This window comes from Paraburkholderia phenazinium (assembly GCF_900141745.1).
Classification (GTDB): Bacteria; Pseudomonadota; Gammaproteobacteria; order Burkholderiales; family Burkholderiaceae; genus Paraburkholderia; species Paraburkholderia phenazinium_B.
Genome location: NZ_FSRM01000002.1, coordinates 3,105,894 through 3,131,435, shown reverse-complemented (window position 1 = coordinate 3,131,435; position 25,542 = coordinate 3,105,894). Strand labels below are relative to the sequence as shown.

The 25,542-nt window shown below is 59.1% G+C and carries 23 protein-coding genes; 15 read left to right on the top strand and 8 right to left on the bottom strand.

The window, feature by feature from the left end; translation table 11 throughout:
• Positions 1-95 precede the first annotated feature (95 nt).
• Positions 96-698: a helix-turn-helix domain-containing protein gene (locus BUS06_RS33810; RefSeq protein ID WP_074268613.1), complete on the bottom strand. Its 603-nt coding sequence runs from the start codon at positions 696-698 to the stop codon at positions 96-98.
• Between the two features lie 224 nt (positions 699-922).
• Between BUS06_RS33810 and glnT the strand changes: the two genes are divergently transcribed.
• The 9 genes from glnT to BUS06_RS33765 all read left to right on the top strand — a co-directional run bounded on the left by glnT (position 923) and on the right by BUS06_RS33765 (position 10,911).
• Complete coding sequence (glnT, locus tag BUS06_RS33805; protein ID WP_174567554.1) at positions 923-2,311, top strand: type III glutamate--ammonia ligase; 1,389 nt, start codon at positions 923-925, stop codon at positions 2,309-2,311.
• 11 nt (positions 2,312-2,322) lie between these two features.
• Positions 2,323-3,231: a class II glutamine amidotransferase gene (locus tag BUS06_RS33800; protein ID WP_074268612.1), complete on the top strand. Its 909-nt coding sequence runs from the start codon at positions 2,323-2,325 to the stop codon at positions 3,229-3,231.
• Positions 3,219-3,908, top strand: coding sequence for a GltB/FmdC/FwdC-like GXGXG domain-containing protein (locus BUS06_RS33795; protein WP_074268611.1), 690 nt, complete (start codon positions 3,219-3,221; stop codon positions 3,906-3,908). The genes BUS06_RS33800 and BUS06_RS33795 overlap by 13 nt, the downstream gene beginning before the upstream one ends.
• 25 nt (positions 3,909-3,933) lie before the next feature.
• Entirely contained in the window at positions 3,934-5,295 is a 1,362-nt protein-coding gene (locus BUS06_RS33790; protein ID WP_074268610.1) for an FMN-binding glutamate synthase family protein, read from the top strand.
• Positions 5,296-5,376: 81 nt separating this feature from the next.
• Positions 5,377-6,813, top strand: coding sequence for an APC family permease (locus BUS06_RS33785; protein ID WP_074268609.1), 1,437 nt, complete (start codon positions 5,377-5,379; stop codon positions 6,811-6,813).
• Complete coding sequence (locus BUS06_RS33780; protein WP_083611720.1) at positions 6,814-8,631, top strand: bifunctional protein-serine/threonine kinase/phosphatase; 1,818 nt, start codon at positions 6,814-6,816, stop codon at positions 8,629-8,631.
• 156 nt (positions 8,632-8,787) lie between these two features.
• Positions 8,788-9,153 (top strand): VOC family protein, encoded by a 366-nt coding sequence (locus BUS06_RS33775; RefSeq protein WP_074268608.1) that lies wholly within the window; start codon positions 8,788-8,790, stop codon positions 9,151-9,153.
• Between the two features lie 121 nt (positions 9,154-9,274).
• A complete protein-coding gene (locus tag BUS06_RS33770) occupies positions 9,275-9,646 on the top strand; it encodes a YciI family protein (protein ID WP_074268607.1) in 372 nt (123 codons plus the stop codon).
• Positions 9,643-10,911, top strand: a complete 1,269-nt coding sequence (locus BUS06_RS33765; protein ID WP_074268606.1) for an RNA polymerase sigma factor — start codon at positions 9,643-9,645, stop codon at positions 10,909-10,911. Before BUS06_RS33770 ends, BUS06_RS33765 begins: the two co-directional genes overlap by 4 nt.
• A gap of 79 nt (positions 10,912-10,990) precedes the next feature.
• On the opposite strand, the gene BUS06_RS33760 is transcribed toward BUS06_RS33765, so the two are convergent.
• From BUS06_RS33760 to BUS06_RS33740, 4 genes are all read right to left on the bottom strand, one after another.
• Positions 10,991-11,752: a hypothetical protein gene (locus tag BUS06_RS33760; protein WP_074268605.1), complete on the bottom strand. Its 762-nt coding sequence runs from the start codon at positions 11,750-11,752 to the stop codon at positions 10,991-10,993.
• Positions 11,749-12,039, bottom strand: coding sequence for a hypothetical protein (locus BUS06_RS33755; RefSeq protein WP_074268604.1), 291 nt, complete (start codon positions 12,037-12,039; stop codon positions 11,749-11,751). The genes BUS06_RS33760 and BUS06_RS33755 overlap by 4 nt, the downstream gene beginning before the upstream one ends.
• A 1,053-nt stretch (positions 12,040-13,092) precedes the next feature.
• Positions 13,093-13,365, bottom strand: coding sequence for a hypothetical protein (locus tag BUS06_RS33745; RefSeq protein WP_074268602.1), 273 nt, complete (start codon positions 13,363-13,365; stop codon positions 13,093-13,095).
• A 232-nt stretch (positions 13,366-13,597) separates the two neighbouring features.
• Positions 13,598-13,780, bottom strand: a complete 183-nt coding sequence (locus tag BUS06_RS33740; RefSeq protein WP_074268601.1) for a hypothetical protein — start codon at positions 13,778-13,780, stop codon at positions 13,598-13,600.
• 736 nt (positions 13,781-14,516) lie between these two features.
• On the opposite strand from BUS06_RS33740, the gene BUS06_RS33730 reads away from it, so the two are divergent.
• The 4 genes from BUS06_RS33730 to BUS06_RS37655 all read left to right on the top strand — a co-directional run bounded on the left by BUS06_RS33730 (position 14,517) and on the right by BUS06_RS37655 (position 19,116).
• Positions 14,517-15,167 (top strand): hypothetical protein, encoded by a 651-nt coding sequence (locus BUS06_RS33730; protein ID WP_074268599.1) that lies wholly within the window; start codon positions 14,517-14,519, stop codon positions 15,165-15,167.
• Between the two features lie 501 nt (positions 15,168-15,668).
• Positions 15,669-17,054, top strand: coding sequence for a CHAT domain-containing protein (locus BUS06_RS33725; protein WP_074268598.1), 1,386 nt, complete (start codon positions 15,669-15,671; stop codon positions 17,052-17,054).
• A 941-nt stretch (positions 17,055-17,995) separates the two neighbouring features.
• Entirely contained in the window at positions 17,996-18,487 is a 492-nt protein-coding gene (locus BUS06_RS33720) for a hypothetical protein (protein ID WP_074268597.1), read from the top strand.
• Positions 18,488-18,489: 2 nt separating this feature from the next.
• Positions 18,490-19,116, top strand: a complete 627-nt coding sequence (locus BUS06_RS37655; protein WP_143787698.1) for a hypothetical protein — start codon at positions 18,490-18,492, stop codon at positions 19,114-19,116.
• Positions 19,117-19,610: 494 nt separating this feature from the next.
• Here BUS06_RS37655 and BUS06_RS33705 read toward each other — a convergent pair whose 3' ends face one another.
• Positions 19,611-20,468 (bottom strand): LysR family transcriptional regulator, encoded by an 858-nt coding sequence (locus BUS06_RS33705; RefSeq protein ID WP_143787697.1) that lies wholly within the window; start codon positions 20,466-20,468, stop codon positions 19,611-19,613.
• 141 nt (positions 20,469-20,609) lie between these two features.
• Here BUS06_RS33705 and BUS06_RS33700 point away from each other — a divergent pair, with 141 nt between their 5' ends.
• Together BUS06_RS33700 and BUS06_RS33695 are read left to right on the top strand one after the other, a co-directional pair.
• Positions 20,610-22,079, top strand: a complete 1,470-nt coding sequence (locus BUS06_RS33700) for an MFS transporter (RefSeq protein WP_074268593.1) — start codon at positions 20,610-20,612, stop codon at positions 22,077-22,079.
• A gap of 552 nt (positions 22,080-22,631) precedes the next feature.
• Positions 22,632-23,558: a LysR family transcriptional regulator gene (locus tag BUS06_RS33695; RefSeq protein WP_074268592.1), complete on the top strand. Its 927-nt coding sequence runs from the start codon at positions 22,632-22,634 to the stop codon at positions 23,556-23,558.
• Positions 23,559-23,640: 82 nt separating this feature from the next.
• Here BUS06_RS33695 and BUS06_RS33690 read toward each other — a convergent pair whose 3' ends face one another.
• Positions 23,641-24,273 (bottom strand): class I SAM-dependent methyltransferase, encoded by a 633-nt coding sequence (locus BUS06_RS33690; protein ID WP_074268591.1) that lies wholly within the window; start codon positions 24,271-24,273, stop codon positions 23,641-23,643.
• Between the two features lie 165 nt (positions 24,274-24,438).
• Positions 24,439-25,191 (bottom strand): SDR family NAD(P)-dependent oxidoreductase, encoded by a 753-nt coding sequence (locus BUS06_RS33685; protein WP_074268590.1) that lies wholly within the window; start codon positions 25,189-25,191, stop codon positions 24,439-24,441.
• Between the last annotated feature and the right edge of the window lie 351 nt (positions 25,192-25,542).

Genomic DNA, 25,542 nt, shown 5'->3' with positions numbered 1-25,542 from the left:
GCGTTTATTCAAGGGAACTTTTGATTCACCCAGATAAACATGGCACAAACGTTGCATTGGTTTGCGCATCGGTCATGGCCGAACGCAGCGCGAGATCAGTCGGCGCTCGATTGCGGGTACACGAAGATGGACAGGAATTGGATAGGCGTCTTGATCAGACGCTCAGGACCGTGGGGTATTTCGCCCTGAAAAGTCAGGGTGTCACCGGGATGAAGGATGTAGGTTTGCTGGCCGTGGCGGTATTCGATCACGCCCTTGAGCATGTGGATGAATTCGGTGCCCGGATGTTCGAATACCGGAAAGCGCTCGGCTTCATCCTCCATCGTGATCAGGAAAGGTTCGAAGAGTTTGCGCGGCCCCTGGTCGTAAGCGAGCAGGTGATAGGTGTGACCGCGTTTGGTGCCTTTGCGGACCACCTCCATGCCGGCGCCTTTTTTGACGAGCTGCGCACCGCCTTGCGGCACGTCGAAATTGCGGAACAACATGGAGAGCGAAACACCGAGTGCCTGGGCGATGCGGTTGAGCACCTCGAGGCCGGCAGAGGTCTGTGCGTTCTCGATCTTCGAGAGCATGCCGCGGCTGATACCGGCCTGCGCGGAGACCTGGGCGATCGTCAGGCCGTGGCGCTGGCGTAGCTCGCGAATGGTGATACCGAGGTAGCGCTCAAGCGGCGTTTTGTTCTCTTCACCGGTTTGCATGTGGGCCTCATGAAAAGGGAAAGGGTAGCAGATTGCAGCGCCTGGCCGTGCGCGGAGAGTTTCACTACGGGAATCATAGTTGCTCACCAATAAAGTTGCTGTTTGCCTGAAGACAGGTTTGAAGCGCGTCGCAACCGGCGTTCGAAAGCGCGTCGCATAGCCTGGTCACATGCGTGGCGTGTGGCTTTTCCAATCGACGAACAATGTTGTTGCAAGGAGTGGCGATGAACCTGAACGATGCGACCACGCTGCCGGTCAACGAACTCGGATGCGTGCCCCGGTTCGGCTCGGCGGACGAGGCGCAAGCTTATTTGACGCAGCAGGGCGTGAAGTACGTGCTGGCGCAGTTTGTCGATATTCACGGCGTGGCCAAGGCGAAGTCGGTGCCGGTCAGTCATCTGAAGAGCGTGTTGACCGCGGGCGCCGGGTTCGCGGGGTTTGCGATCTGGGGCGTCGGCATCGAGCCGAACGGTCCCGACTACATGGCCGTCGGCGATCTCGCGACGCTCACGCCGGTGCCGTGGCAGCCGGGTCTGGCACGGATCGTCTGCGACGGTCACGTGAATGGTGACGCGTGGCAATACGATTCGCGCGTGACGCTGAAGAAGGCGGTTGCGCGGATGACCGAGCGCAACTGGACGCTCTTCACCGGTCTGGAGCCGGAATTTTCGCTGCTGCGCCGTTCGGCATCCGGCACGCTGGAGCCGTGCGATCCGAGCGATACGCTCGCCAAGCCGTGCTACGACTACAAAGGTCTCTCGCGCACGCGGGTCTTCCTGGAAAAGCTCACCGAATCGATGCGCGCAGTAGGCATCGACGTCTATCAGATCGATCACGAAGACGCCAACGGGCAGTTCGAAATCAACTACACGTACACCGATTGCCTGACGTCCTGCGATCACTACGTGTTCTTCAAGATGGCGGCCTCCGAGATCGCCAATGAACTCGGCATGATCTGCTCGTTCATGCCGAAGCCATTCGCGAACCTTCCGGGCAACGGCATGCATATGCATATGTCGATCGGCGACGGCGAGCGCAACCTGTTCGCCGATCCGGCGGACAAGCTCGGCATGGGACTTTCGTCGCTCGGCTACCAGTTCACCGCGGGCCTGCTCGCGCACGCACCGGCGCTGACCGCGCTGTGCAATCCAACGGTGAACTCGTACAAGCGCCTCGTGGTGGGCCGCTCGTTGACGGGCGCCACGTGGGCGCCGGCCTATATCAGCTACGGAAACAACAATCGCTCGACGATGGTGCGCATGCCTGGCGAGCGTATCGAACTGCGGCTGCCCGACGGCTCGTGCAATCCCTATCTCGCGACCACGGCGGTCATCGCGGCAGGGCTCGACGGCATCGACCGCGGCATGTCGGCGGGAGAGCCGGCTAACGAGAACCTCTACGGGTGGTCGCCCGCGCAGCTCTCGGAACACGGCATCGGCGTACTGCCGCAAAACCTCGAGCAGGCGCTCGACGCACTGGAATCCGACCGCGTGATCTGCGATGCGCTCGGCCCCGTCGCCGACGAATTTCTCAAGCTCAAAAGAATGGAGTGGCTCGAATACATGCGCCACGTGTCGGACTGGGAACTGAAGACCTACCTCGAATTCTTTTAAGGAGAACCAGGATGTGCGGAATTGTAGGCTTGCTGGTGAAGACGCCTGCACTGCGCGAGCGGCTGGGCGAACTGATGGTGCCGATGCTGATCGGTATGACCGAGCGCGGACCGGACTCGGCGGGCCTTGCAGTGTTCGGCAAGCCGGTCGACGCGAGCCAGCGCAAGCTGAGCCTCTACGCGGGCTTTACGAAAGAGGGCTCGGACTTCGCGTGGCAGCCGCTGGTGGAAGCGCTGAATGCGGCGATGGACGTTACGGCGCGCGTCGACTCGAAAGGCAATCACGCCGTGCTGACGGTGCAAGGCGATATCGAGGGCGTGAAGATCTGGCTGCGCGAACAGTATCCGAAGCTCTACCTGCTCTCGAGCGGCCGTTCGATCGATCTGTACAAGGATATCGGCTCGCCGTCGCAAGTGGCAGGGCGTTATGACTTTGCCAACCTGAAGGGCACGCATCTGGTCGGCCACACACGCATGGCGACCGAATCCGCCGTAACGCCCGACCGCGCCCATCCGTTTACGGCTGGCGACGACTTCTGTCTGGTTCACAACGGTTCGCTGTCGAACGCGCATGGCGTGCGCCGCAAGCTCGAACCGCAAGGCATTCACTTCGATACCGACAACGACACCGAAGCCGCCTGCCGCTTTCTCGAATGGCGGCTGCGCGAAGGCGACACGTTGCCGGCCGCGCTGCAGAAGGGCTTCGAAGAACTCGACGGCTTCTACACATTCCTGATGGGCACCTCGACCGAACTCGCACTGATTCGCGATCCGTTTGCGTGCAAGCCGGCGGTGGTCGCGGAAAACGACGACTACGTCGCGATCGCCTCCGAGTTCCGTTCGCTCGCGCATCTGCCGGATATCAGGAACGCGAGGGTCTTCGAACCTGCACCCGAGGAGATGTACGTATGGAAAGCCTGACTTTCGATCTGGAGCGCACGACGGTTCGTGAGTTGAACCAGTTCCTGCACAAACCGGCGAGCGAACTGGAAGGCCAGGCGGTGACCGTCGTCGCGCCGAACGGCGCGCATAACCTCGCGGTCGGGGTGGATGCGCCAGTGCGCGTGACCATCGCCGGTCACGCCGGCTATTACGCGGGCGGCATGAACAAACACGCGACGATCGAGATCGACGGCAGCGCAGGCACCGGCGTCGCCGAAAACATGATGAGCGGCAAGGTGCATGTGAAGGGTTTCGCGTCGAACGGCGCAGGTGCTTCGGCGCATGGCGGGCTGCTGGTGATCGACGGCGATGCAGGCCTGCGCTGCGGCATTTCGCTCAAGGGCGGTGACATCGTGGTGGGCGGATCGGTCGGCAGCTTTTCTGCATTCATGGCTCAGGCCGGGCGCATGGTGATCTGCGGCGATGCGGGCGACGCGCTCGGCGACTCGCTTTACGAAGCGGTGCTGTATGTGCGCGGCGAAGTGAAATCGCTCGGCGCGGACGCGCAATACGAACCGATGACGCAAGCCGATCTCGACGCCGTCCGCGCATTGCTTGCCGCCGCCGGCATGGACCACGACCCGGCCTCGTTCAAACGGATCGCCTCCGCTCGCACGCTTTATCACTGGAACGCCGACGCGAACCAGGAATATTGAACACACGTTCTCGACGAAGGTCCCCATGGAAGCCAAACCTGTTCACTTTGCCCGCTTGCAGCAAGAAGAGTCGCAAGGCTACGACCGCAAGACGATCGACTATATCCACTCCGCGGCGCAGCGCGGCCTCTATGAAATTCGCGGTCTGGGCGCGAAACGCCACGTGCCGCATTTCGACGATCTGCTGTTTCTCGGTGCGTCCCTGTCGCGCTATCCGCTCGAAGGGTATCGCGAGAAGTGTGCGACGCAGACCGTGCTCGGTACGCGCTTCGCCAAAAAGCCGGTGATCCTCGATATTCCGATCACGATTGCCGGCATGAGCTTTGGCGCGCTTTCCGCGAACGTGAAAGAAGCGCTCGGCCAGGCCGCGACCGCGATGGGCACCTCGACCACCACTGGCGACGGCGGCATGACGCAGGAAGAGCGCCGCTCGTCGAAGACGCTTGTCTATCAATGCCTGCCGTCGCGTTATGGCTTCAACCCGGACGACGTGCGCCGTGCCGACGCGATCGAAATCGTCATCGGTCAGGGCGCGAAACCGGGCGGCGGCGGCATGCTGCTCGGGCAGAAGGTGAACCCGCGCGTCGCTTCGATGCGTACGTTGCCGGCCGGTGTCGATCAACGTTCGGCGAGCCGTCATCCGGACTGGACCGGCCCGGACGATCTGACGATCAAGATTCAGGAACTGCGTGAAATCACCGATTGGGAAAAGCCGATCTACGTGAAGGTCGGCGCAACCCGCACGTTCAACGACGTCAAGCTCGCGGTGCATGCGGGCGCGGACGTAGTCGTGATCGACGGGATGCAGGGCGGCACGGCGGCGACGCAGACGTGTTTCATCGAGAACGTCGGCATTCCGACGCTGGCGGCGGTTCGCCAGGCGGTGGATGCGCTCGAAGATCTGAATATGAAAGGCCAGGTGCAACTGATCGTCTCGGGCGGCATCCGCACCGGCGCCGACGTGGCAAAGGCGCTCGCGCTCGGCGCGGACGCGGTGGCAATCGGGCAGGGCATGCTGATGGCGCTCGGTTGCAACAGCGACACGTACTTTCAGAACGGCGCGTTGCATTCGGCAGCGGCGGACTATGCGGCGTTGAACACGTCGCCGGGGTTCTGCCATCACTGCCACACGGGCAAGTGTCCGGTCGGCGTGACCACGCAGGATGCGGTGCTCGAACAGCGTGTGCAGCCGGAGGAAGGCTCGCGCCGGGTGCGTAACTATCTGAAGACGCTGAACATGGAACTGACGACGATCGCGCGTGCATGCGGCAAGCAGAACGTGCATCATCTGGAACCCGAGGATCTCGTCGCCCTGACCGTCGAAGCTGCGGCAATGGCGCGCATTCCGCTCGCGGGGACGTCGTGGATTCCCGGCTGGAACAAATGAATTGAGTTGTTTCGAGATTTTTGACTGTGCAAAAGTTGTAGCGCATTCAGCTTTGATTTACCCATCCATCAGGAGCACTACATGAGCACTCCGCAAAGCACTACGCAAGCAGCACCAGCACCTTCCGGAGGTCTCCGCGCGGGCACGTTGGGTTTTCCCGAGGTCATCGGCCAATCCATCGCAAATCTTTCTCCAACTTTCACGCCGTCGATCAATGTGACCGCAATCGCGGCGCTGGCCGGCGCGGGAACGTGGCTGATTTACGGTCTGTCGACGATCGGGCTGCTGCTGGTGAGCATGAGCATCATCGCACTCTCGAGCCGGATCGCGTCGGCTGGTTCGTTCTTCATCTATATTTCGCGTGCGCTTGGGCCGATGGCGGGTGGCATTGCCGGCTGGGGGTTGATCGCGGCTTACGTGGGTACTGCGATGGGGGTGGGTGCGGCAGGCGTGGTGTTCGTGCAGAACGCTTTTTCGGCCTGGAACATCGCTGTCCCGTCGTGGGCGATCTACACGATCTTTATCGGGCTGGCCTGGTTCTTCTCGGCGCGTGACGTGAAGCTTTCGTCGCGCCTGTCGCTGGCGATCGAAGGCGCTTCGGTAGTGATTGTGGGCGGTGTGCTGATCTATGTGCTCGCACTGCACCCCGACCATATCGTCGACCATGCGCAACTCGGGCTGCAGGGTGTAAGCGGTAAGGGCATGGCACAGGGTATGGTGCTCGGCATCTTCTCGTACGTGGGTTTCGAGAGCGCCGCTTCGCTCGGCCAGGAAACCAGGAACCCACTGCGCGTCATTCCGCGTGCGGTGATCTGGTGCGTGATCCTATCGGGCCTGTTCTTCATGTTCGTGGCCTATTCGATGACGATCGCCTACCACGACGACGTCGCCAAGCTCGGTGGCGATTCGGCCGTGCTCAGCACCTTGCTCACGAGCGTCGGCGCTTCGCCGCTCGGCCCGGTGTTCTATCTGATTGCCTCGATCAGCGCGTTCTCATGCGTGCTTGCGTGCATCAACTCGTCGAGCCGCCTGCTGTATTCGATGGGCCGTTATCAGTTCGTGCACCGCTCGATGGGCATGGTGCACCGCACGCACCAGACCCCGTACCTGGCGGTTGCATTTTCTTCGATCGTGACCCTGGTGGTATGCATCGCGATGCTCGGCACGGGTCCGCTCAACACGTTCGGCTATACGAGCACGTTTGCGACCTTCGGTTTCCTAGTCGTGTATTTCCTCGTCGCAATCTCGGCACCGGTTTATCTGAAGAAACAGGGTGAGCTCAAGTCGATCAACGTGCTGTGGGGCGTGCTCGGCGCACTGGCGATGATCGGCGCGGTGATTGGCAGCGTGTATCCGGTGCCCGATTATCCGTATAACATCCTTCCTTATCTGTTCGTTGCGTATATGCTGGTTGGCGCAGTCTGGTTGATGATGCTCAAGAAGCGCTCGCCGCAAGTGCTGGCGAAGATCGAGCACGATCTGGAAGTAAGCGACGTGATGACCCATGGCAAAAAGTAAATGAATGTACCCTTCTCCACGGATAGTTTGCCCGCGCCGAGCACGGGCCGGTTGACAGACGATCCGGAGGGAAGGCCTGCCAGCCGTCGCGGCATGGACGGCCAGGAAATCGACATTCAGTTGCGGCCGGAGCGCGGCGAGTGCGCCGCCATCGAAATCGGCTGTGTTTCTTGCCCTGCCCGCGGACGCGGGCAGGATCACATCAACGAGGATTACGTCGGCGTGATGCTCGGCGATCTGGCGGCGCGCGCGGCGCGTGGCAGCGTGATCGCCCTGGCCGACGGCGTGAGCGGCAGCAAGGGTGGCCGGGTGGCGGCCGAACTCTCGGTGCGGACCTTTATCGACGCCTACTACGGGCTCCCCGACACATTGCAGCCTGGCGTAGCTGCTGCGCGTGCGCTCGAGGCAATCCACGGCTGGCTGCATCAGATCGGCCGCGTCGATCCCGAACTGAAGCAGATGTCCGCTTCCTTTGCCGCGCTGATCGTGCGTCGCGCTACCGCGTATCTGGTGGCGGCCGGCGACGTGCGGCTTTATCTGCTGCGCGATGGTCAACTGACCCAGCTTGGCGACGATGACGTGGTGCCGGTCGCCTTCGGTTCCTATGTGATGCATGCGGTCGGCATGCTGCCGGCGCTGGTCACGCGCGTTGAAACCCTTGAGCTGCGCGAAGGCGACCGCCTGCTGATGTGCTCCGACGGGCTCTATCGCCGCGTGCCGATGCGCGAGTTGCAGACGGTGCTGGCGGCGCGCGGCGGTGCACTCGACACTGCACGCCGGCTTGGCGCCTTGGCGGTGACGCGAGGCTCGCATGACGACGTGACGAGCGCGGTGCTCGATGTGGGGGGCCTGCCTACGCTCGATGTCGGTTACCTTGAGCGTGTGCTTGGCGCTTTGCCGATTCCGGCCGTGCCGGATGCGGGCGAGGTGGTCGATGGATATCTGCTCACGAGCGTGTTGAACGATGGCTTCTACTCGAGGATTTTCGCCGGCTACGATCTGGCCGATCCGAACACGCCGCTGGCGCTGAAGTTTCCCAAGCCGCGCGTTGGGGAGGACGAGAACGTGCGCCAGTCGATCGTGCGCGAGCGCTGGCTGGCGGGCAAGATTGACGACGACGGTGTGCTCGCGCCGATGCCGGTGGACGCCGACCGGCAAACGCGGCTCTATGTGGTGATGCCGCTTGGCGCAGGCATCACGCTCGAAAAAATGCTGGCGGCACCTCAGCCCATGGCGCTGACGCGTGCGCTTGGGATCGCACACAAGCTGGGCCATTCAATCGATGCGCTGAACCGCCGCAATATTTTCCATCGCGATATCAAGCCCGAGAACGTGCTGGTGATGCGGGGCGATAGCACGCGCCTGCTCGATCTTGGCTTCGGTTATATGCCGGGCATGCAACTGCCGGGCCCCGACACCGCTCCGGGCTCGCCTGCCTACATGGCGCCCGAGTTGATGAAGGGCGCGCAGGGCGATGCACGCTCCGAAGTGTTCGCGTATGGCGTGACGCTGTACCGGCTATTCAGCGGCGGCAAGCTGCCGTATGGGTTCAATGGCCGGGTGCCGCTCTATCAGTACCGGGTCGACGCGCCGCAGTGGCTCGACCTGGTGCTCGAGAAAGCGCTACAGCCCGATCCGGCCCGAAGGTATCAGGACGTGCTCGAAGTCTGCGCCGATCTCGAACGTTTTTCGAGCGGTCGGGACGCCTTGGCGCCGGTTCGGCGCAAGCCTTTGCTCGAGAGCGATCCGGTGCTGTTCTGGCAGGTGGTCGTGGTGGTGCTGATGGCGCTGCTATTGTGGTCGTTGATGCGGCATTGAGGGCGGGCACGGTAGGGGCGGTTGCGTGGACACGTACCTCGTGCGACGGTGGCGTATCAGAGCAGGGTTTCATGAACCTGTAGCTGTGTGGCAACATCACGGTGATCTCTCAATCACGTCAGGCCTCGCGCGGGCCCACACACGCCAGGAGAACTCATGTTCGATCACGTCAAATTCGGAGTCAGCGATTATGCAGCGAGCAAATCGTTCTTCCTCAAGGCGCTCGAACCGCTCGGCGTAGCGGTTATCTCAGAGGGAGAGCCGACGTACGGTGTCGAGCTTAGCCCGCCGGGTAAAGCTTCATTGTGCCTGTACCAGACCACGGAGAAGCCGGCGCATCTTCACCTTGCGTTTACGGCCGAAAATCGCCAGCAAGTCGACGCCTTTTATCGTGCGGCTCTGGAGGCGGGCGGCAAAGACAATGGTGCGCCCGGCCTGCGCCCGCGCTACCACGCCAACTACTATGCGGCTTTTGTCATTGCTCCGGACGGGCACAATGTCGAAGTGGTTTGTCATCGCTGATCGAACAGACGCCCGTCAGCGATTTTTTCGATGCCACGTGTCCATCAGCATGCGGCCCGCGCGTCATTGTAGTGGCGGCCCGATGTAATTCAGCCGCCTCAACCCCATGACGGAGGCTCATATGCAATACCTGTTGATGATTTACGCAGAAGAAAGCGGTTGGAACGAGATGACCGACAGCGAGCGGCAGCAAGGCGTCGCCGCGTATCAGGCGTACACCGAGTCGTTGAAAAAGGCGGGGGCGCTGGTGGGCGCCAACCGGCTGCAACACACGAACGTGGCGACCACGGTGCGGCTCGTCGACGGCAAGCCGCAGGTGCTCGACGGTCCGTACTCCGATTCGAAGGAGCAGCTCGGCGGCTACTACCTGATCGACGTGCCCAACCTGGATGCGGCGATCACGTGGGCGTCACGCTGCCCAGCCGCGGCGTACGGCGTCATGGAAGTGCGCCCGGTCTGGACTGCACCCTACGACGCGCGATCGGCTGCATGAGTCCGTCCGGCCGCGGCCGTGACGCTGGCGGGGCCGCGCGTTCGATTGCCGAGGCGGTCGCCCGCCGCAGTTACGGCAAACTTGTCGCGCTGCTGGCGATGCGCACGCGCGACGTCGCCGCAGCCGAGGACGCGCTGGCCGACGCGTTTGCGGCCGCGCTCGCCGAGTGGCCGGAACGCGGCTGCCCTGCGAATCCCGAAGCGTGGCTGATGACGGTCGCACGCCGCCGGGCGATCGACGGCGCGCGTCATCGCCGCGTCGGCGACGAAGTGACAAACCAGCTCACCATCCTCGCCGACGAGATCGACGAGCGTGACGCAGGCGCGTTGCCCGACCGGCGACTGGCGCTGCTGTTCGCGTGCACGCACCCTGCGCTCGAGGCCGCGATTCACACGCCGCTGATGCTGCAGGTGGTGCTGGGACTCGAAGCGAAAACCATCGCGTCCGCGTTCCTGATGTCGCCCGCCGCGATGAGCAAGCGCCTCGTGCGGGCGAAGAACAAGATCCGCGAAGCGGGCATTCCGTTCAGCGTGCCCGAGCGCGAGGAGTTGCCCGAGCGGCTTGCTGCGGTGCTGGAGGCGGTCTATGCGGTGTATGCGGAAGGTTGGACCGACCCGGCCGGCGGCGATATAGGGAGGCGCGATCTCACCGGTGAGGCGCTGTTCCTTGCGCAACTGCTCGTCGAACTGCTGCCCGAGGAGCCAGAGACGATGGGGCTGCTCGCGCTGATGCTGTATGCGCAGGCGCGTTGTGACGCGCGACGCGATGCAGCCGGCGAGTATGTGCCGCTGTCGGCTCAGGATCCGGCGACATGGAACGAGCCGATGATCGACGCAGCAAACGCACTGCTACGGCGCGCGAGTGCTCTCAACGCAATCGGACGCTTTCAGCTGGAGGCTGCATTGCAGTCGGCGCACGTGTACCGCTGCCGCACGAATCTCCCGAACTGGGATGAGATCGTGCAACTCTATGATGCGCTGCTCGCGATTGCAGGCTCGCCGGTGGTCGCGGTGAACCACGCGATCGCGCTGGCGGAACGGGACGGCCCGCAGGCGGCGCTGGACGCGCTCGAGCCGTATGCGGACGATCCGCGATTGTCCGCCTACCAGCCGTACTGGGCCGCGCGTGCCGATCTGCTTGCGCGTGCCGGCGCGAGGGCTGAAGCGCTCGATGCGTACGATCTCGCGATCGGACTCGAACGCGATCCGGCCGTGCGCCGGTTCCTGCAGCGCAAGCGCATCGAGCTGTCATCGGCGAGAAGTTAGGTTGGCGGGCCGTGTTTGCCACGGGAGCTCTACGATCCCCTTGGGCGGCAGCTACCAGCGGGACGGAGTCGCAGCTGTGTCACGAATTCAGCGAGATCTTCCGCGACCTTCGGCGTTCAAGGCCGTTGCGCAATTGGCCGGCGACAAACGCGCTGACGATCAGAGACAAATAGAAGGTCACGAGATCGTGACGCCAGACATCCAGGGTGAGCCGATGCGCAATCAGTATCGGATCGGGGGCCGCGAGTACGACGCTCTTCGCCTCGACAGCCCGCATCATCCGGATAAAGCCTGCCGCGGACAGCAACGGCAATAGGGCGACCAAAGCCAACAGTGCGGGCTTCATGCGGCGCGCCCACGGAAGGTGACGCAACCGGAACCATAGTCCGAGACATCCGTGTATCCATCCAGGCGCGAGCAGTGCAAGCTGCAAACCCTGCGTACCACTCGTTAGCAGGAGGATCACGACGCGCTCATAGTCAGGCTCGAAGCCATAGAGCGAGGACGCGAGCCGGGTCGTCACTGCGTGGCGGATAAGCAGCAGCGGCAGGCTGAGTCCGGCCCACAGGCGGACCCACTCAGCGATCGGCAGCGTCCAGTGACGGCGCCCGTATATCGTGCGCACAGCCAGCGCAAAATGGAGCGTAGCTGCACCATACAACGCAATCGTTCCAGGTGTGCTGCGCCAGAGCCGTAGCGCTAAAACAAGGCCGCGTCCAGCAAGTTCGAGTGACCAGATCCCGAGCGCGTGATTGATCAGATGGAGAAAGAGATAGATCAGCAACACCACGCCAGACCCGAGTTGCAACCGACGCAGGACGGTTTGCATCTGCCCCGTCATGGCAGCATCCGGCGAACGTTGTGCGACGCGCGACGAGCAAGCGCCGCCCGGCCGCCAGATTTTCGCGCACCTCCAATAAAGCTGCGGCGTAGCCGTCCAGACAGATCGGCCGCCGGCGACTGCAGCGGCGCAGATTCGCAGTGGCTCGCTGCGTCCTGACGTACCGCTTCGGCGAATCGCTGTAATGCGGATACCGAACCGCATACGCTCTGGTATTCCTCGCGGCCGATTCTGCCGTCGAGGATGACGGTAAATCCCGATGCATGGGCCATGTCGACGACGTTCATTTGATCACCCGTTGTGAGTCTGTCTTACCTGCAAGACCGTGAGGATGCGTCGGTTATTCCCTGATTCGAGCGGATGCATGTGAGCGAAGTCGAACGCGCGTGATGCCGGTGGGTCGCGGCGGGGAAGGGACAGTCGACTCTGTGTCCCGAATTTTTGACGATGCGCCCAAGGGATTCACCTATCGCAGGAGTGCACGAAGTGCTTGTCTATATTTTCGTGGACCGGTCGGTGTCCGGCGTTACGGCAGACGCCACGGGGGTGAATCTGCCGGCAAGGGTCGCGCCTTGGGCTTCATTTAAGTCCGTGGAACTGAACCGGGACAAACGGAACCTGGGTGTTGGCCCGGGAGAGTGTCTGGACGACATCGAGAAGCATGGGTTCCACATCACCGATGCTCACGTTCGGATTGCGGACCAGGTAGTTTGATGCCGTCTTGCGCATATGGACTCTCTGGATGGGATACCCAGCAGACTGAAAGAACGCGTTCACTCTGGGACAATATTGATGGGCCGTAAGGGCCGAACTGGGCTGGTCGTCATTGGACTTGGTTCGACCATTTTCAGTCACTCGACTCTAGTCCCGGAATCGCTAACAATCGGCTGCACCGGGTTCAGATTCCATCCGCACCGCAATTGGCCCGGCCGGTAGCTGCTTCTACAAGGGAAAATATATGGCTAGAAGAGATGGTGTATCGCAGGCAGCTCGTTTGCTACCGGTCATAGTGGGTTTCGTGGTGATATGCGCAGCGATCGTGGCGATCCGCGGCGACGGATTCGAAAGAGTTTGTGGCACGGCAGTGGCGATAGGCTCCGCCCTTATGCTCAGCGGTTACCTGATGTCCCGCTTCGGAAGTGACAACCGTGGGCGAGACTGAAATTCGCCGCAGCGACAATACTCGATAAGCTGGAGCCCATTCAGGGCCGGTGCACACAGGTCGTCGTCCGGCTGGGTGCGGCCAAGAAGAAACCTTTGACCTTGCCATGCAGATCGTTGCCAATCGGTGGCGGAGGGAATGTGAGGCTGACAGCCACATGCCCGAGAGACTTAAGCAGTTACAGCATTCGATAGAAAAACACAAACAGGCAGATCGCCAGAGCAGTCCAGAACACAGCCGACGCATATAGTCCGAATGTGCTTGTACAGAACGTACGCTTCCACCAGGAATTCAACACCTCGAGCGCTCCGCCCCACAACAGGAATGCGACCAGTGTTGCGGCCAACGTGTAGACATTTATCTTGCCGGAATCATGATACTGAAGCGCCATGAATATCAACGCAGCGGGAATTGACCACATTAATGTGCGCTTTAAGAATACAGCAGGCATTAAATCTTCCTTCTATTGTGGAATCGGGTCAGATTGTAAGGACCTAAACCCGATGGTCAAATAGGTCAGGCTACTAGAAAGCTAAAGGTGGCAGCATCTGATTCAATCGAGCACGGCAACGCGGCTCGCTCAGAAGTCCTTGGAGAGATGGGCCACGAGCCAGGATTTTGAACGATGGGTACGTTTTCGTAAAGGCTCGGTCGCGCAGATCCTATTGTTGGTCCCGACGAAATCAGAGTGTAGCTCTGTCGCGTGCGTCGGCCCATGTGGTGTATAGCGTATAGGCCAGAGGTAGTACGGCAAGAAACTCGAAAATCCAAAGCACATCCCAGTGAGGGAATTTGATAACCCCGGCGGTACAGGCAATCAACGCCGCACTTTGAGTGACGGCCGACAATTTTTGGCGAATATTCATCTGGCCTCCAGAGGCATGAGCTGAAACCACTCACGTGCACACATTAATGATGCGGATCAGATTAGCACACCAATTTCGCACGCAATCACGTCGCGGGCGTGTGTGAATGATTTGCGTGCTGTCGTCCACCAGCATCCGAGATGTGAAGCAGATATCTGATTCGCATCGAACCACGACAGTCGGCCAACAGCGCCAGGTCGAGATAGACTCCAGTTTTTCAGTCGAATCGAGCAAAGAATGGATGCTTCTTCAATGGAATCCACAGTTACCTTGCGTCAAGCCTACATGGTCATGTTCGAGTTTCTGCGACGAGAGTGGCGACGGCGCGATAAGCCGGATGCATTGGGTGCACTCCTCGGCAATCTTGCTCTATGGGACGACTCAAATGGGAACGGAACGCCGATCGACGCGGCTGTATTTCCGGCATGGCTGGAATGCGCAAACAACGTCTTGGAGCACGAACGCGGGGCCCGGGCTATGCAGGGACCGACATAAGACTGACATAGCTCTTACCTCGAACGTCTCCTATCGAGAAAGCTGAAGGGCTCTGGTGGGTGGGTGCATGCCTCTCGCATACGTGTTGAGATCAGCCATCGGTCGAGGTCTGCGTCGGACCGGCTGCGGCCAGTCAGGGCCATTCGACATAAGCACCTAGATCGTTGACACCCACGTCGGGGTTACCCGTCACAACTACCGTGACAGTGGTAATAAAAAATTCTCAAGGGAACACTTTTTCATGAAGGTCAATAGGCTGGCCTTGGCAGCTTTGACTCTGTTGATTGCCAAATCTGCGTATCCACAGTTGCGTGAGGACTTCCCGCTTCCACCGTCGCCCTGCGATTCCGACTACTTGGAGGCAGCTAAAAATAAATACATCAAGCTGCTCGATGTAACCGATGAAGTCGTGCCGACGGTTTCTCCTGCTCAGATCGCCGAGTTTGAAGAGACGCGAAACCAGATCAATCAATACTGTCATCTAGCTCCGATGGGCTTGCCACTTGAAATAGGTTGCGATACGCACGAACACTTTGTGCAGTATCAACCACTGTGGCAAAAGCTGACCGACGATACGGGATATATGGCGTGGACAATCCACAAGGAGGTCGCATTCCAGCGTAGCGTTCCTGCAACGTTCGACAGGTTCACTCACACGGACAATATCGACGCGCTCTTCAACTACATCGAGGGCGATATATGGCTTCTCGATCAGCTCGGGGGATACTACGGCACCCTGAAGAGGTTGCAGGTAGGACAGCCGAAGCTTGCAGAGACGTTCTTGGCCGATATGAAACACGTCTCTGCAGCTCAGGACGCAAGACAAAGCCTGTTTGACGTCTTGAAGTGCACTGCGCTCAAGAATCACATGTCCTCAAAAAATAGTGGCTGACAGAGTGTAGCCACCGCCGCCCAGCACGCTGGAACGACGGCGACGCCTGATGGCGTCGGAGCATGGTCGCGTCTGTGGTCCTTTACCCACTGCGAGTAGAAAGCTCAAGCTTGCAGGGATACTCGAGAGATGAACGGCCGCCTTGGGGTAGCTTGAACGGCCGAAGTGGGTCGCGTGCTGCCGATCGCCACCGTGCGAGATTCGGGCGGGCTATGCGGTTTGCATGAGACGGTGATCGGCCAATAGCCGTCATTCAATCAAACTGTCTCCTAGTCATTCGAGTGGCGGCTTCGCGTTAGAATCTGAATTTTTGGCATGGGGGCTGGATGACGTGCATCTATTCGTTGGGAGCAACGGTTTCAATGCGTTATCCGAACAAGTTTAGGTACCTCTTGACCGCTGATCGGGGCCTTCACGAAACGTTTCGATCGCACTCACTATCCTTTGCGACCTGCAGTGTTCATATTGCTATGTTGCAGCAAACTATTTTCACGAGGCAACATGGGCCAGAAAATCTTGTTTGTATCGTCTAATCCGACGGACACGCAGCCGCTTCGACTAGATAAAGAGGTCCGCGAAATCGAAGAAGGTTTGAGAAGGTCGAACAAGCGCGACCAGTTCAACCTAATTAAGGTCTTTGCTGCGAGAATCGAAGACCTACGGCGAAGCCTACTTGACCATTCTCCCCAGATTGTCCATTTCTCCGGCCACGGAGACGGGGCAGACGGCATTGTTCTGGAGAACTCTGACGGACAGGCCCGACAAATACCGAATGATGCGCTTGCAGACCTATTTAGGCTTTGTTCCGATCACCTCGAATGTGTAATTCTGAATGCCTGTTACTCCGACATGCAGGCGACCCAGATCTGCGAGTACATCCCGTATGTTGTGGGTATGTCGGCGAGCGTCTCAGATGACGCAGCAACTGAATTTGCTGTCGCCTTCTATGACGCGCTGGGAGCTGGTAAGTCAATTGAGGTCGCGTATCAGTTTGGACGCAACGCCATCGCGTTGAAAGGTATTCCTGAGCATTTGACGCCGGTACTAAAGATCAAGGAGTTGAGTGTCGCTGACAAACTGCGCTTAAAACTCGGCCGTGGCCCAGCGGATAACATTGTTTCAGATGTATCAATTCTCGAAAGCGATTTCAGCTCTTGGCACCGAGGCGATGACACGGTCGTACGATATTCTGCCAGAAAAGAGGACGATGGAATCAGAATGTCATACCGATTGAGCTACCTCGACTTGTTTCATGCGGGAGGGCCCATTGCGCAACTGAGTTATCTTTCCCCGACGTTTTGCCCATTCCAGTGGGACTTCCCCACGCTGGATTTCAAGGTTCTCAACAATAGCCCGAAGACGCTCTTTCTGACCGAGGTCATTTTCGATATTGTAGAAAGTCGTCCTGATTATCAGCCATTATTCACGGTAAAGCGGGATGTCCAGCAGCGCTATGCCGGAGAGCTGCTTTTAGTCAACGAAGGCTGGTGCGATCTTGTTGATCTTACGATTTCATTCAACCTTCTACCCGGTGAAATCTCTGAATCTATTGTGCCTGATTCGCCTTACAGGCATTCAATTTTTTTACCTCAACTTTCAGATCAAGCGCAAATTGACATCACTCAGGCTTTCGAACAGGAGGGTGTTAACATTGCGGGCTTGATCTCGCTCTCTAACGGGCAGTGGGAGGACAAGGAAACGTTTGTAATCCAGAGCACTGACGGATCAAGCGAGAAAATAAGTTCGACAGCGCTTGAAGCGCGAGAAAAGCAATATCTGGATAGATTCAGTGACAACGTTGGGACATTGGGTGGAGAAATCAGCTTTGCTTCGGCGAGTGCTCCTCGCGAGTTTCGTAGCGTTAAATTTCTGCTGTTGTTTATTTAGAAAATGCGAATCGTGTGGGTATTCCCAGGCCACCTACGGCCACGTACAGTACCATTTTTGAAACTAAGGCAGACTCGTACCAGAGGAGAGTACAAATCGCCCATGAACTCCAGCCTGGAGAGACGGACCGATTTACCGTCAAGGTTGCTGTGAGACAGTCTTCGTTCCACAGTTTCCGCGCAAAAATCCTCGACATTACCGGGCAAAAACTACAGCTTCCGCTGGTCCAGTTGGGTTGTTTCGTACCCCGGTCCCGTGGAAAATCAATCGAGTCACGATTGAACGCTCCTTCGCAATAATCAGGTACCAGCGTATTGAAGGGGGCCAATAGACCTATGAATTTCAAGTCGATGACTCGTAGCGCACCCGTGGTCTCAAAAGATAGAAGAATCTGATAAGCGCCTTCAATGCCAGTTGCTGTCGTGACGATATGATCGAGTCTTCTCCGAGAGCCCGTTTGGATGACCGAAGCACTCTCTTTACCGCCGTTGAACGCCTATCAGCGCGGCTGGCCGCTCCGGGTCGGCCTATGCCTTTCGCATATTCGCTACACTCAACGATTGATCGAGGTCGGCATGGGACCGGGGTCGGCCTCAAGACGACATACACTGGTACCGCAAGTCAGTCACTTAAACGGCGGTTTCAACCCAGGAAGCGGCCCGACGGCTTACAAGTGGCCTCGCCTCCAGATGCTTCACTTACGTTTCCTACCGCACAGACACCTCGCTGTTATGATCAGACGCTAGATGCGGCGAAGGTTTTAATCGGCAGTGGTTTGTTATTTTGACTACCATGAAACTTGCGATCGAACGCGGATTTCTACAAACATAGAGTAACCCTGCCATTCGATCACCGGATCCACGCGCAGCCCAGAGCAAAACCGCCCGAGAAGGTCAAGTTCGAAGTCACCACAGATCTGAAAATTTCACGGATTAAGAGCCATGGCCAAAGAATATAAGCAAGAGGCGCTTAGCAATTTTCAAAGAATGGCCCGCGAGCGTGAGTGGTGGAGGGACATGCTCTGGAAAAGCCGCGGTTGGGATTCGAGTGATTTCATGATTTCAGAGCGACTTCGTGTTTTATACTCAATTAGCCGCAACGAATATCAATGGCAGTTGCTCATAGTTAGTGCCGCCTACGTCTCACTACGGCAGCCTCAAGTCATAAAAATAAGGCCTGGATCAGACTTGTACGTCATTGCGAGTACACTAGCGTCTGCATCTCGATATGATTGGCTTCCGGAATTCAAAGAAATGGCATCGACTGTTTCTAATTTGCCGCTCAGCGCTCTTGTCAAGCATGCGGCGCGTTTGGCCAATAATTTGCGGGACAATAAGTCGATTTCCGCAGAGGCCGTAGATTGCATTGGCTTATGCGCATACCTCCACCCTGAAAACGGCCCCGATTTTATACAGTGCGTCCGCGAATGTTAATCATGTTAAAACTTATTTTCGATCGAAATGGAAAAGCACGCGCGCTCCCAATTTTCGGGATTGTGCTTTTAGTCGCTATATGTTCTGCGATGCGAACCAAATTTGGCTTTTTGACTTATTCTGACAAAGACGCACTGGCGGTCGTGGTGCCAATTGCAGGGACCATTGTCGCCCTCGCGCTGCCTGCGGCGCAGTTGGCGCAGTCGGTAACAACGGATATTCTCGCAAATGCACAAGGCCTAATCAAAACGAATCGGCCGCTTAAGGATGTCCGTGGCTTTCTTGAATATCGAGCGAATATGCGGCGTGCAGATTTGGAGGCAATGAAATACGTCATCTATTATAGTCTAGCTTCTTTGCTTTCTGGGCTTGCAGGTCTGTTCGGCACTTTTTCGCAGTCTATGATTTTATTCGGAAATTTGCCAGTGCCAGATTTTTTCACCTGCTTTTCCGCTACATGCCTCATAACTTCTGTTCTGTGGTTTTTGCCAGTAATTCAATCGAGCTTCAATCTGGAAGCGATCAACAAAGTAATTGATCTCATAAAAAAATCAGAAACACCAGCGTCGCCGCCGGTTACCCCTGAATCTACAACGCCAGCGCCATCCGCAAAACATTCAGACGCTTGAAGTGTGAATTCCCAGAGTCGAACGTGAATGCGATCCCTACGGTGACGGATGCGGTCGCTAATTCGCGCAACGGGTTCAGTGCGTCCCATTTCGCGGACGACGCGCAGAAATGGCCAGCGATGCTCGCCAACGACAATCGAGGCGCTTGTTGCTGCACTTTATCCAACACGCTCGTCGTCAACAAATGCAAATCAACGTTCAAAAAGGGATCTGGATGAACGGATAGTGCAGGCGTAATTCGATAATTCGACGGCCGCTTTACTCCGAAAGCAGTCGCACTGGCTACGTCGGCTTGAAGGTCAGAAACGGGTCGATATGGTGCGGTCGCTGTCGGCCCGGGTTCGGCCAACAACGGTCATCGCGCTGATCAACGGCTTCGTCATTCTGACGCCTCTTCTTGCCTGGAAGCAGCACGCTTATTTTGACAACCCATGCGGCGCCCCCGCCGCTCCATAGCTTCACAAAGCACATCATTCGACTCTCGGGCGAGCCGTTTATCGGATCGCCGGTCGATGCTCCCGAAACGCGGCTGCAAGCGTACGCAAGGCCTCGCGCGACTTCGTATCCGAGAGACTGGAATGCAGCACAATTTCCGACGGAGGAAGCGCAGGCAGGCCCAGTAGCGCGCCGATTTCGATGAGACCGAGCGGCGCGACCCGATGCGCGAACGCTCCAACGGCCAGGCCGGCCGATACGGCAGCAGTAACGGCCGTTGTACCCCCACCGATGAACACGTCGGCCCAGGCAATCCCCGCTGCGTCCAACCTGCGCGTCGCTACGTTACGTATTCCACATGATGCCGAGAGCGACGCGAGCCGCAGCGGCCCCCCTTCCCGATGCACGAAGCCGGGCGATGCAAACCAGCCCAGCGGCTCCAGCGCGAGCATTTCCCCGTTGCGGCGGTCGTCCTCGCGACGCAGGATCGCAGCGTCGAGCTTGCCGAGTTCGAACGCGTCGAGCAGTTCGCGGGACGATTCGATCTGTACTTCGATCAGCAAGGTGGGATCGTAGGCGTGTAGCCGCGTGAGCAGGACCGGCAGGTCAGGACCCGCAATATGGTCGCTAATACCGAGCGCAAGGCGCCGCGTGGTACCGGATAGTTCCGCGAGTGCGCGCTCATGGGCCGCGACGAACTCGCGCGCAGCATCCAGAAACGAGGCCCCGCGCGCGGACAGCCGCACCAGCCGCGGCGTACGTTCGATGAGCTTGTGCCCGAGCCGGTCCTCCAGCCGCTTCAGCTTCATGCTGATCGCAGCCTGTGTCGTGTCCATTGCCTCTGCTGCGCGCGTGAAGCTCTGGAAGTCCGCGACGAGCGTGAAGGCACGCACCGCGTCGACATCGAGTGTTGTCATGTTTGCCATCTCTAAACGTTATCACTGATATATTCACTCATATCGTTGAGTTATGTCCAGTGGTGTCGCATAGTGCTCTTCACCGACCGCGGACCAGGCCAATCCTCGCGCCCGATCTCCATTCGACGAACGGTGACACCCATGAGCACACTCGACAAAGCGCGCGCGCATTCGTCGCACGACATGAACACAGTTGACCCACGGCGCTGGCTCGCGCTGCCTGTTCTGTTAACGGGGGCGTTCCTGCCGATCCTTGACTTCAACGTTGTCAACCTGGCACTTCCTTCAATCAGGCAGAGTCTCGGCGCCACGTCTGGCGAGATCGAATTCATCATCTCGGCGTATGCGGCAACCTACGCAGTTTTCCTCATCACCGGCGGGCGGCTCGGAGATCTGTTTGGCCGCAAGCGCATGTTCGTGACTGGCGTTGCCGGCTTCACACTCGCGTCGGCATTGTGCGGACTCGCGCCGTCCGCTGCCGCACTCGTCGCGGCGCGCATCCTGCAGGGCCTGACCGCGACCGTCATGGCGCCTCAGGTGCTCGCCTCCATCCGCGTATTGTTTCCCCCCGCGGAACAGGGGCGCGCGCTCGCACTCTATGGCGCCACGTTCGGCCTCGGGAACATCTGCGGCCAGGTGCTGGGCGGCGCGCTCGTATCGTTGCACCCCTTGGGATTCACCTGGCAGGCGATCTTCCTGATCAACGTGCCTATCGGTCTCGTGGCGTTTGTAGGCGGTCTGGCATTTCTGCGTGACTCGCGGGCGGAGCACGCGCAACGTCTCGACATTGGCGGCGTAGTGCTGCTCTCGGTTGCCCTGGGTCTGCTGGTCTACCCGCTCGTAGAAGGACGGGAAACCGGCTGGCCGATGTGGATCATCGCGATGCTCGTCGCAGCGCCGTTTGCTTTCGCGCTTTTCGTACGCTTCGAAACGCGCCTGGCTGCGAAGGGCGGTTCGCCCCTTGTCGAATTCGCGCTCTTCCGCGAAGCGGGCTTCGCGGTCGGCGTCGCCATGGCATTTGCGTTGTATACGCTCTCGTCGTTCTACCTGACCTTCTCCGTGTACCTGCAAGGAGGGCTGCATCTCTCGCCGCTGCAAGCAGGGTTGGCGACGTTGCCGTACGCCGTTGCCTATTTCCTCGCGTCCCTGGCCTCCGCTCAGGTCGTGGCGCGGCTCGGCAAGTTCGCACTGACGGTCGGTTTCGCCCTGCAGGTGGTCGGCTTCAGTGTTGCGCTCCTTGCGGTGGCGGGAACGCTGGCGGGCGGCCTTGCTATCGGCCTCGCGATTGCCGGGCTGGGGTTTGGCACCGTCATGCCGTCGGTCATCAAGGCGGTGATCGGCGGAGTCGCGCCGACGCATGCAGGCCTTGCTTCTGGAATTGTCATCTCGACATTTCAGATCGCCTCGGCGCTTGGTGTCGCGGTCATGGGCGGCGTGTTTTATGCCCAACTGGGTGCTGGCCGCGGAGCAGTTGCGTTCGGTCACGCATTTGCCGTCGCGCTCGGCTGCAACGTGGTGTTGCTGGCAGTCGGCGGAGTGCTTTCGTTATTCCTGCCCGATCAGCGGCACGCGCTCGCAAAAACGACTTCTACCGGAGCAAGCCGCGGCTAAGTTCGGCCGTTTTGGTTTTATCGGCTACGAACCCTCACCACGTTTTCCACATACCTACCATTTCCAAACAAAGATGAACGACCGCTGTATTTTGAAAGCGGTCTTGTTGCCGAGCTCGATTAAACGGCCGCTCAGGGTCATGTGCTGGCGAACCGCCAATTCACACTTCTGAATACCATGATCGGGAACCCCTAAAAACACCGTGAACGGCCATTACGGTTGACAACGCGATGCCAGTTTGTATCGGTTGTTCAACATGTTGTCTCACCTTGGGAATGAAGGTGACCTCATCAGGCGAAATCTGTGGCGCATAGATGAGTTCTCGTCCGTATCTTCTCATTTGACGCATGTTGCGAATGTGTCCTTTCGGACAATGCTAAGGTTTCCTGAGGGTCGATTACAGGCGTCGCCGCTCGGCCCAGAAGTAGCACAGCCACGATGACGCACGAAGCCGTGAATGTGTTTGTGGAGAAGATGGGGACCGCCACCCACTCTGAGAAGCCGGTATATTGCGATGCGAGACATCCCTCTCAGAGATAGATAAAGGCTTATATGCTCGACGGCGTATCCCTCGACCAGCTCAGAACATTCATCGCCGCGGTGGACGAAGGAAGCTTCTCCGCGGCGGCTCGACGCTTGAACCGCGTGCAGTCCGCAGTCAGCGGCTGGGTGAGTGCTTTGGAGGAGCAGATCGGCATCACACTATTCGACAGGTCAGGGCGTTTCCCAAAACTAACGCCTGAAGGCGTGCTCCTTCTTGCGGATGCGCGGGCCATCGTGTCGGGTGTTGACACCTTCAAAGCTCGGGCAAAGCTCATGGCCTCGGGGGTCGAGGCCGAGCTCTCCGTAGTGTTCGATGTCTTCTTTCCCACTGCCGTCATCAGCGAGGCAGCCAGAGCGTTCGCCAGACGCTTCCCGCTGACGCCGTTACGGATCTTCGTGGAGGGTTTGGGCGCTGGGTATCAGCCGGTACTGGAGGGGCGCTGCACGTTGGGAATCCTCGCTTCACTCCCAATGGACTTCCCGTCGCTGGCTGTCGACCGCCTCGGCACCGTCCCGTTGGTGATGGTTGCTGCGCGTGGCCACCCGCTTGCAAACTTCGAGGGCCATATCCCCAGGACGGAACTCTCCAGGCACGTGCAACTGGTCTTGACCGATCGTTCACAGCTGCTCGCTGGCCGCGACTACGGGGTCCTATCGTCTACGACCTGGCGCCTGGCCGATCTGTCCACGAAATATGCATTGCTCAAGGACTGTGTCGGCTGGGGAGGGATGCCTCTTCACATGGTGGAGAAAGACATTGCCTCCGGTGACCTGGTCGCCCTTGACGTCGATGGTGTCCCGCGCGCTGGAGCCATGCTGACCATTTCTGCCGTCTACCCAGCCGCGGCGCCTCCTGGTCCCGCCGGCCGCTGGCTCGTTGAGCATCTGAAAGACTGGTCGAGCGGAAAAGAGTCGCCTGAACCCGCAAAACTCTAGCGCCAGGCAGCGGCCTTAACCGAAAGTCATTCGACCTGGCGAGCCAGAAGGTAGACCACAAAGCCCGTCTTGCCGGGACTCGTTAGGGCTTCACAAACCTGTAGGCGAAGCGATCGGTCTCACCCTTGATCGCGGGGTCGAACACCTTGCTCGAGTGAGGATCGTCCTTGTTGGCGAGAACGGTGCTTTCCGCGTCCAGTATGAAGCCCGCCGCTTCGACCTCCTCGCGCACGGACGCAGGGTCAATCCGATGCAGCGACTGGGCGTTGCTCGTGCCCACCCCGGCGGCGGTGGCGTGATCGACGATGACATAGTACCCACCGGACTTCAGTCGCTCGTAGACGGCTCGGTTGAACTCCGCCGCCGTCGCGCCTTTGGCTTGCATAAGTGCAGTGTGGAGGTCGTGGTAGAACAGGTGCAGCCACAGGACATCAGCCGGTCGAGTGGCCTGCGGCATCGCCACGAGGTCCGTCGAAACGACCTCGACGTTCTCTCGGTCCGGCTCTTTCGCAAGCGTCCGCATGAGGCCGACCGGATCGTTCTTGAAGTGGGCAACTTCGGCCGGCACGAAGCTGTAGACCCGTCCTTCGGGTCCCACGACGTCTGAAAAGAGACGGGTCCAGTCGCCGTCGCCCGGGTAAACGTCGATGACGGTGGCGCCCGCATCGACGCGTGAGAAACGGATCAACTCCGCCAGCGTGGATTGGTCGTACATGGGATCTCCTTTACGGTAGAGTTCGACGAGCGTATGACGTGCAAGGCATCGGTCCACGGCTCATTCGCCATAGACCGCGAAGAATGCCGCCAAGGCCGGCGCCTGCGCGTCAATGTACTCCGGGATGTTCTTCCCGGCGCAGTCCAGCCACAGGACCGCGTCGGGTCAGCCCTGCGCCATGCCCCCATCGACGGGAAGATCGATACCGGTGATGTAAGAACTTTCATCAGAGGCGAGGAACGTGACTGCTGCAGCGATTTCCTCGGGCATGCCCCTGCGGCCCATTGGGATCTGCGTGGTGAACTGTGCGACTGCTTGCTCGGCCTGTTCAGCGGTAAGGCCCGTCGTAGTCGCCAGGGCCGGAGTGTCGATTGCTCCGGGGCTCATACAATTCACGCGGATCTTGCGGTCTTTCAATTCCAGGGCCCAGCCGCGCGCGAAGTTGCGCACAGCCGCCTTACTCGCGGCGTAAGCAGTAAATCCTGGAAGCCCGAGCACGTTCGAGACCGAAGAGTTCAGGATAATCGAACCGCCGTCTTTGAAGAGGGGAAGGGCCTTCTGCACCGTAAAGAACATTCCCTTCACGTTCACGTCGAAGGTCTGGTCAAAATGGGCCTCGCTAGCTACCGCGAGCGGTGCGATTGTCCCCGCGCCCGCGTTCGCAAAGAGAATGTCGATGTGACCATGCTTCTCTTTCACGACAGCAAAGAGGCGATCCAGATCTTCCAGGCGCGACACATCGCCCACGACCGTCGTAACGTTTTTCTTAATGAGCGTGGCGGCCTCTTTCAGCTCTTTCTCTCGACGCCCAGTGATTACGACATGCGCACCTTCATCCACGAAGCGCTTGGCTGTGGCCAAGCCAATCCCACTGCTTCCGCCCGTGACGACTGCAATCTTGCCTTCCAGGTTTTTCATGATCTTTTATCCTTTCGTAATTGAAAAGCGGGGTTCCGCGACTGGCGGAGCCGAAGTCCAGTAACGGGACGACGACCCAAGCTCCCCGCTAGAAGCGCGAGAGCTTGCAGATCGGCCCGCTGGCCGAACACGAATGGTAGGAGCGCACCGGCCTCGTGAGAAGACGACATATTGAGATGCAATCCATCTCTTCCGGAGATGGACGCCACTTACGGGCCCGATAAACTTCATGCGCTGACTGTGACGGCGGCTCTGCGGACGGGACCGCAACGAACGGCAAATGATCTCTCTCGCGTTGTCGACGGCAAGGATAGTTTGTTGGGAATAGTCCCATGGCCGTCTGCTTCAAGG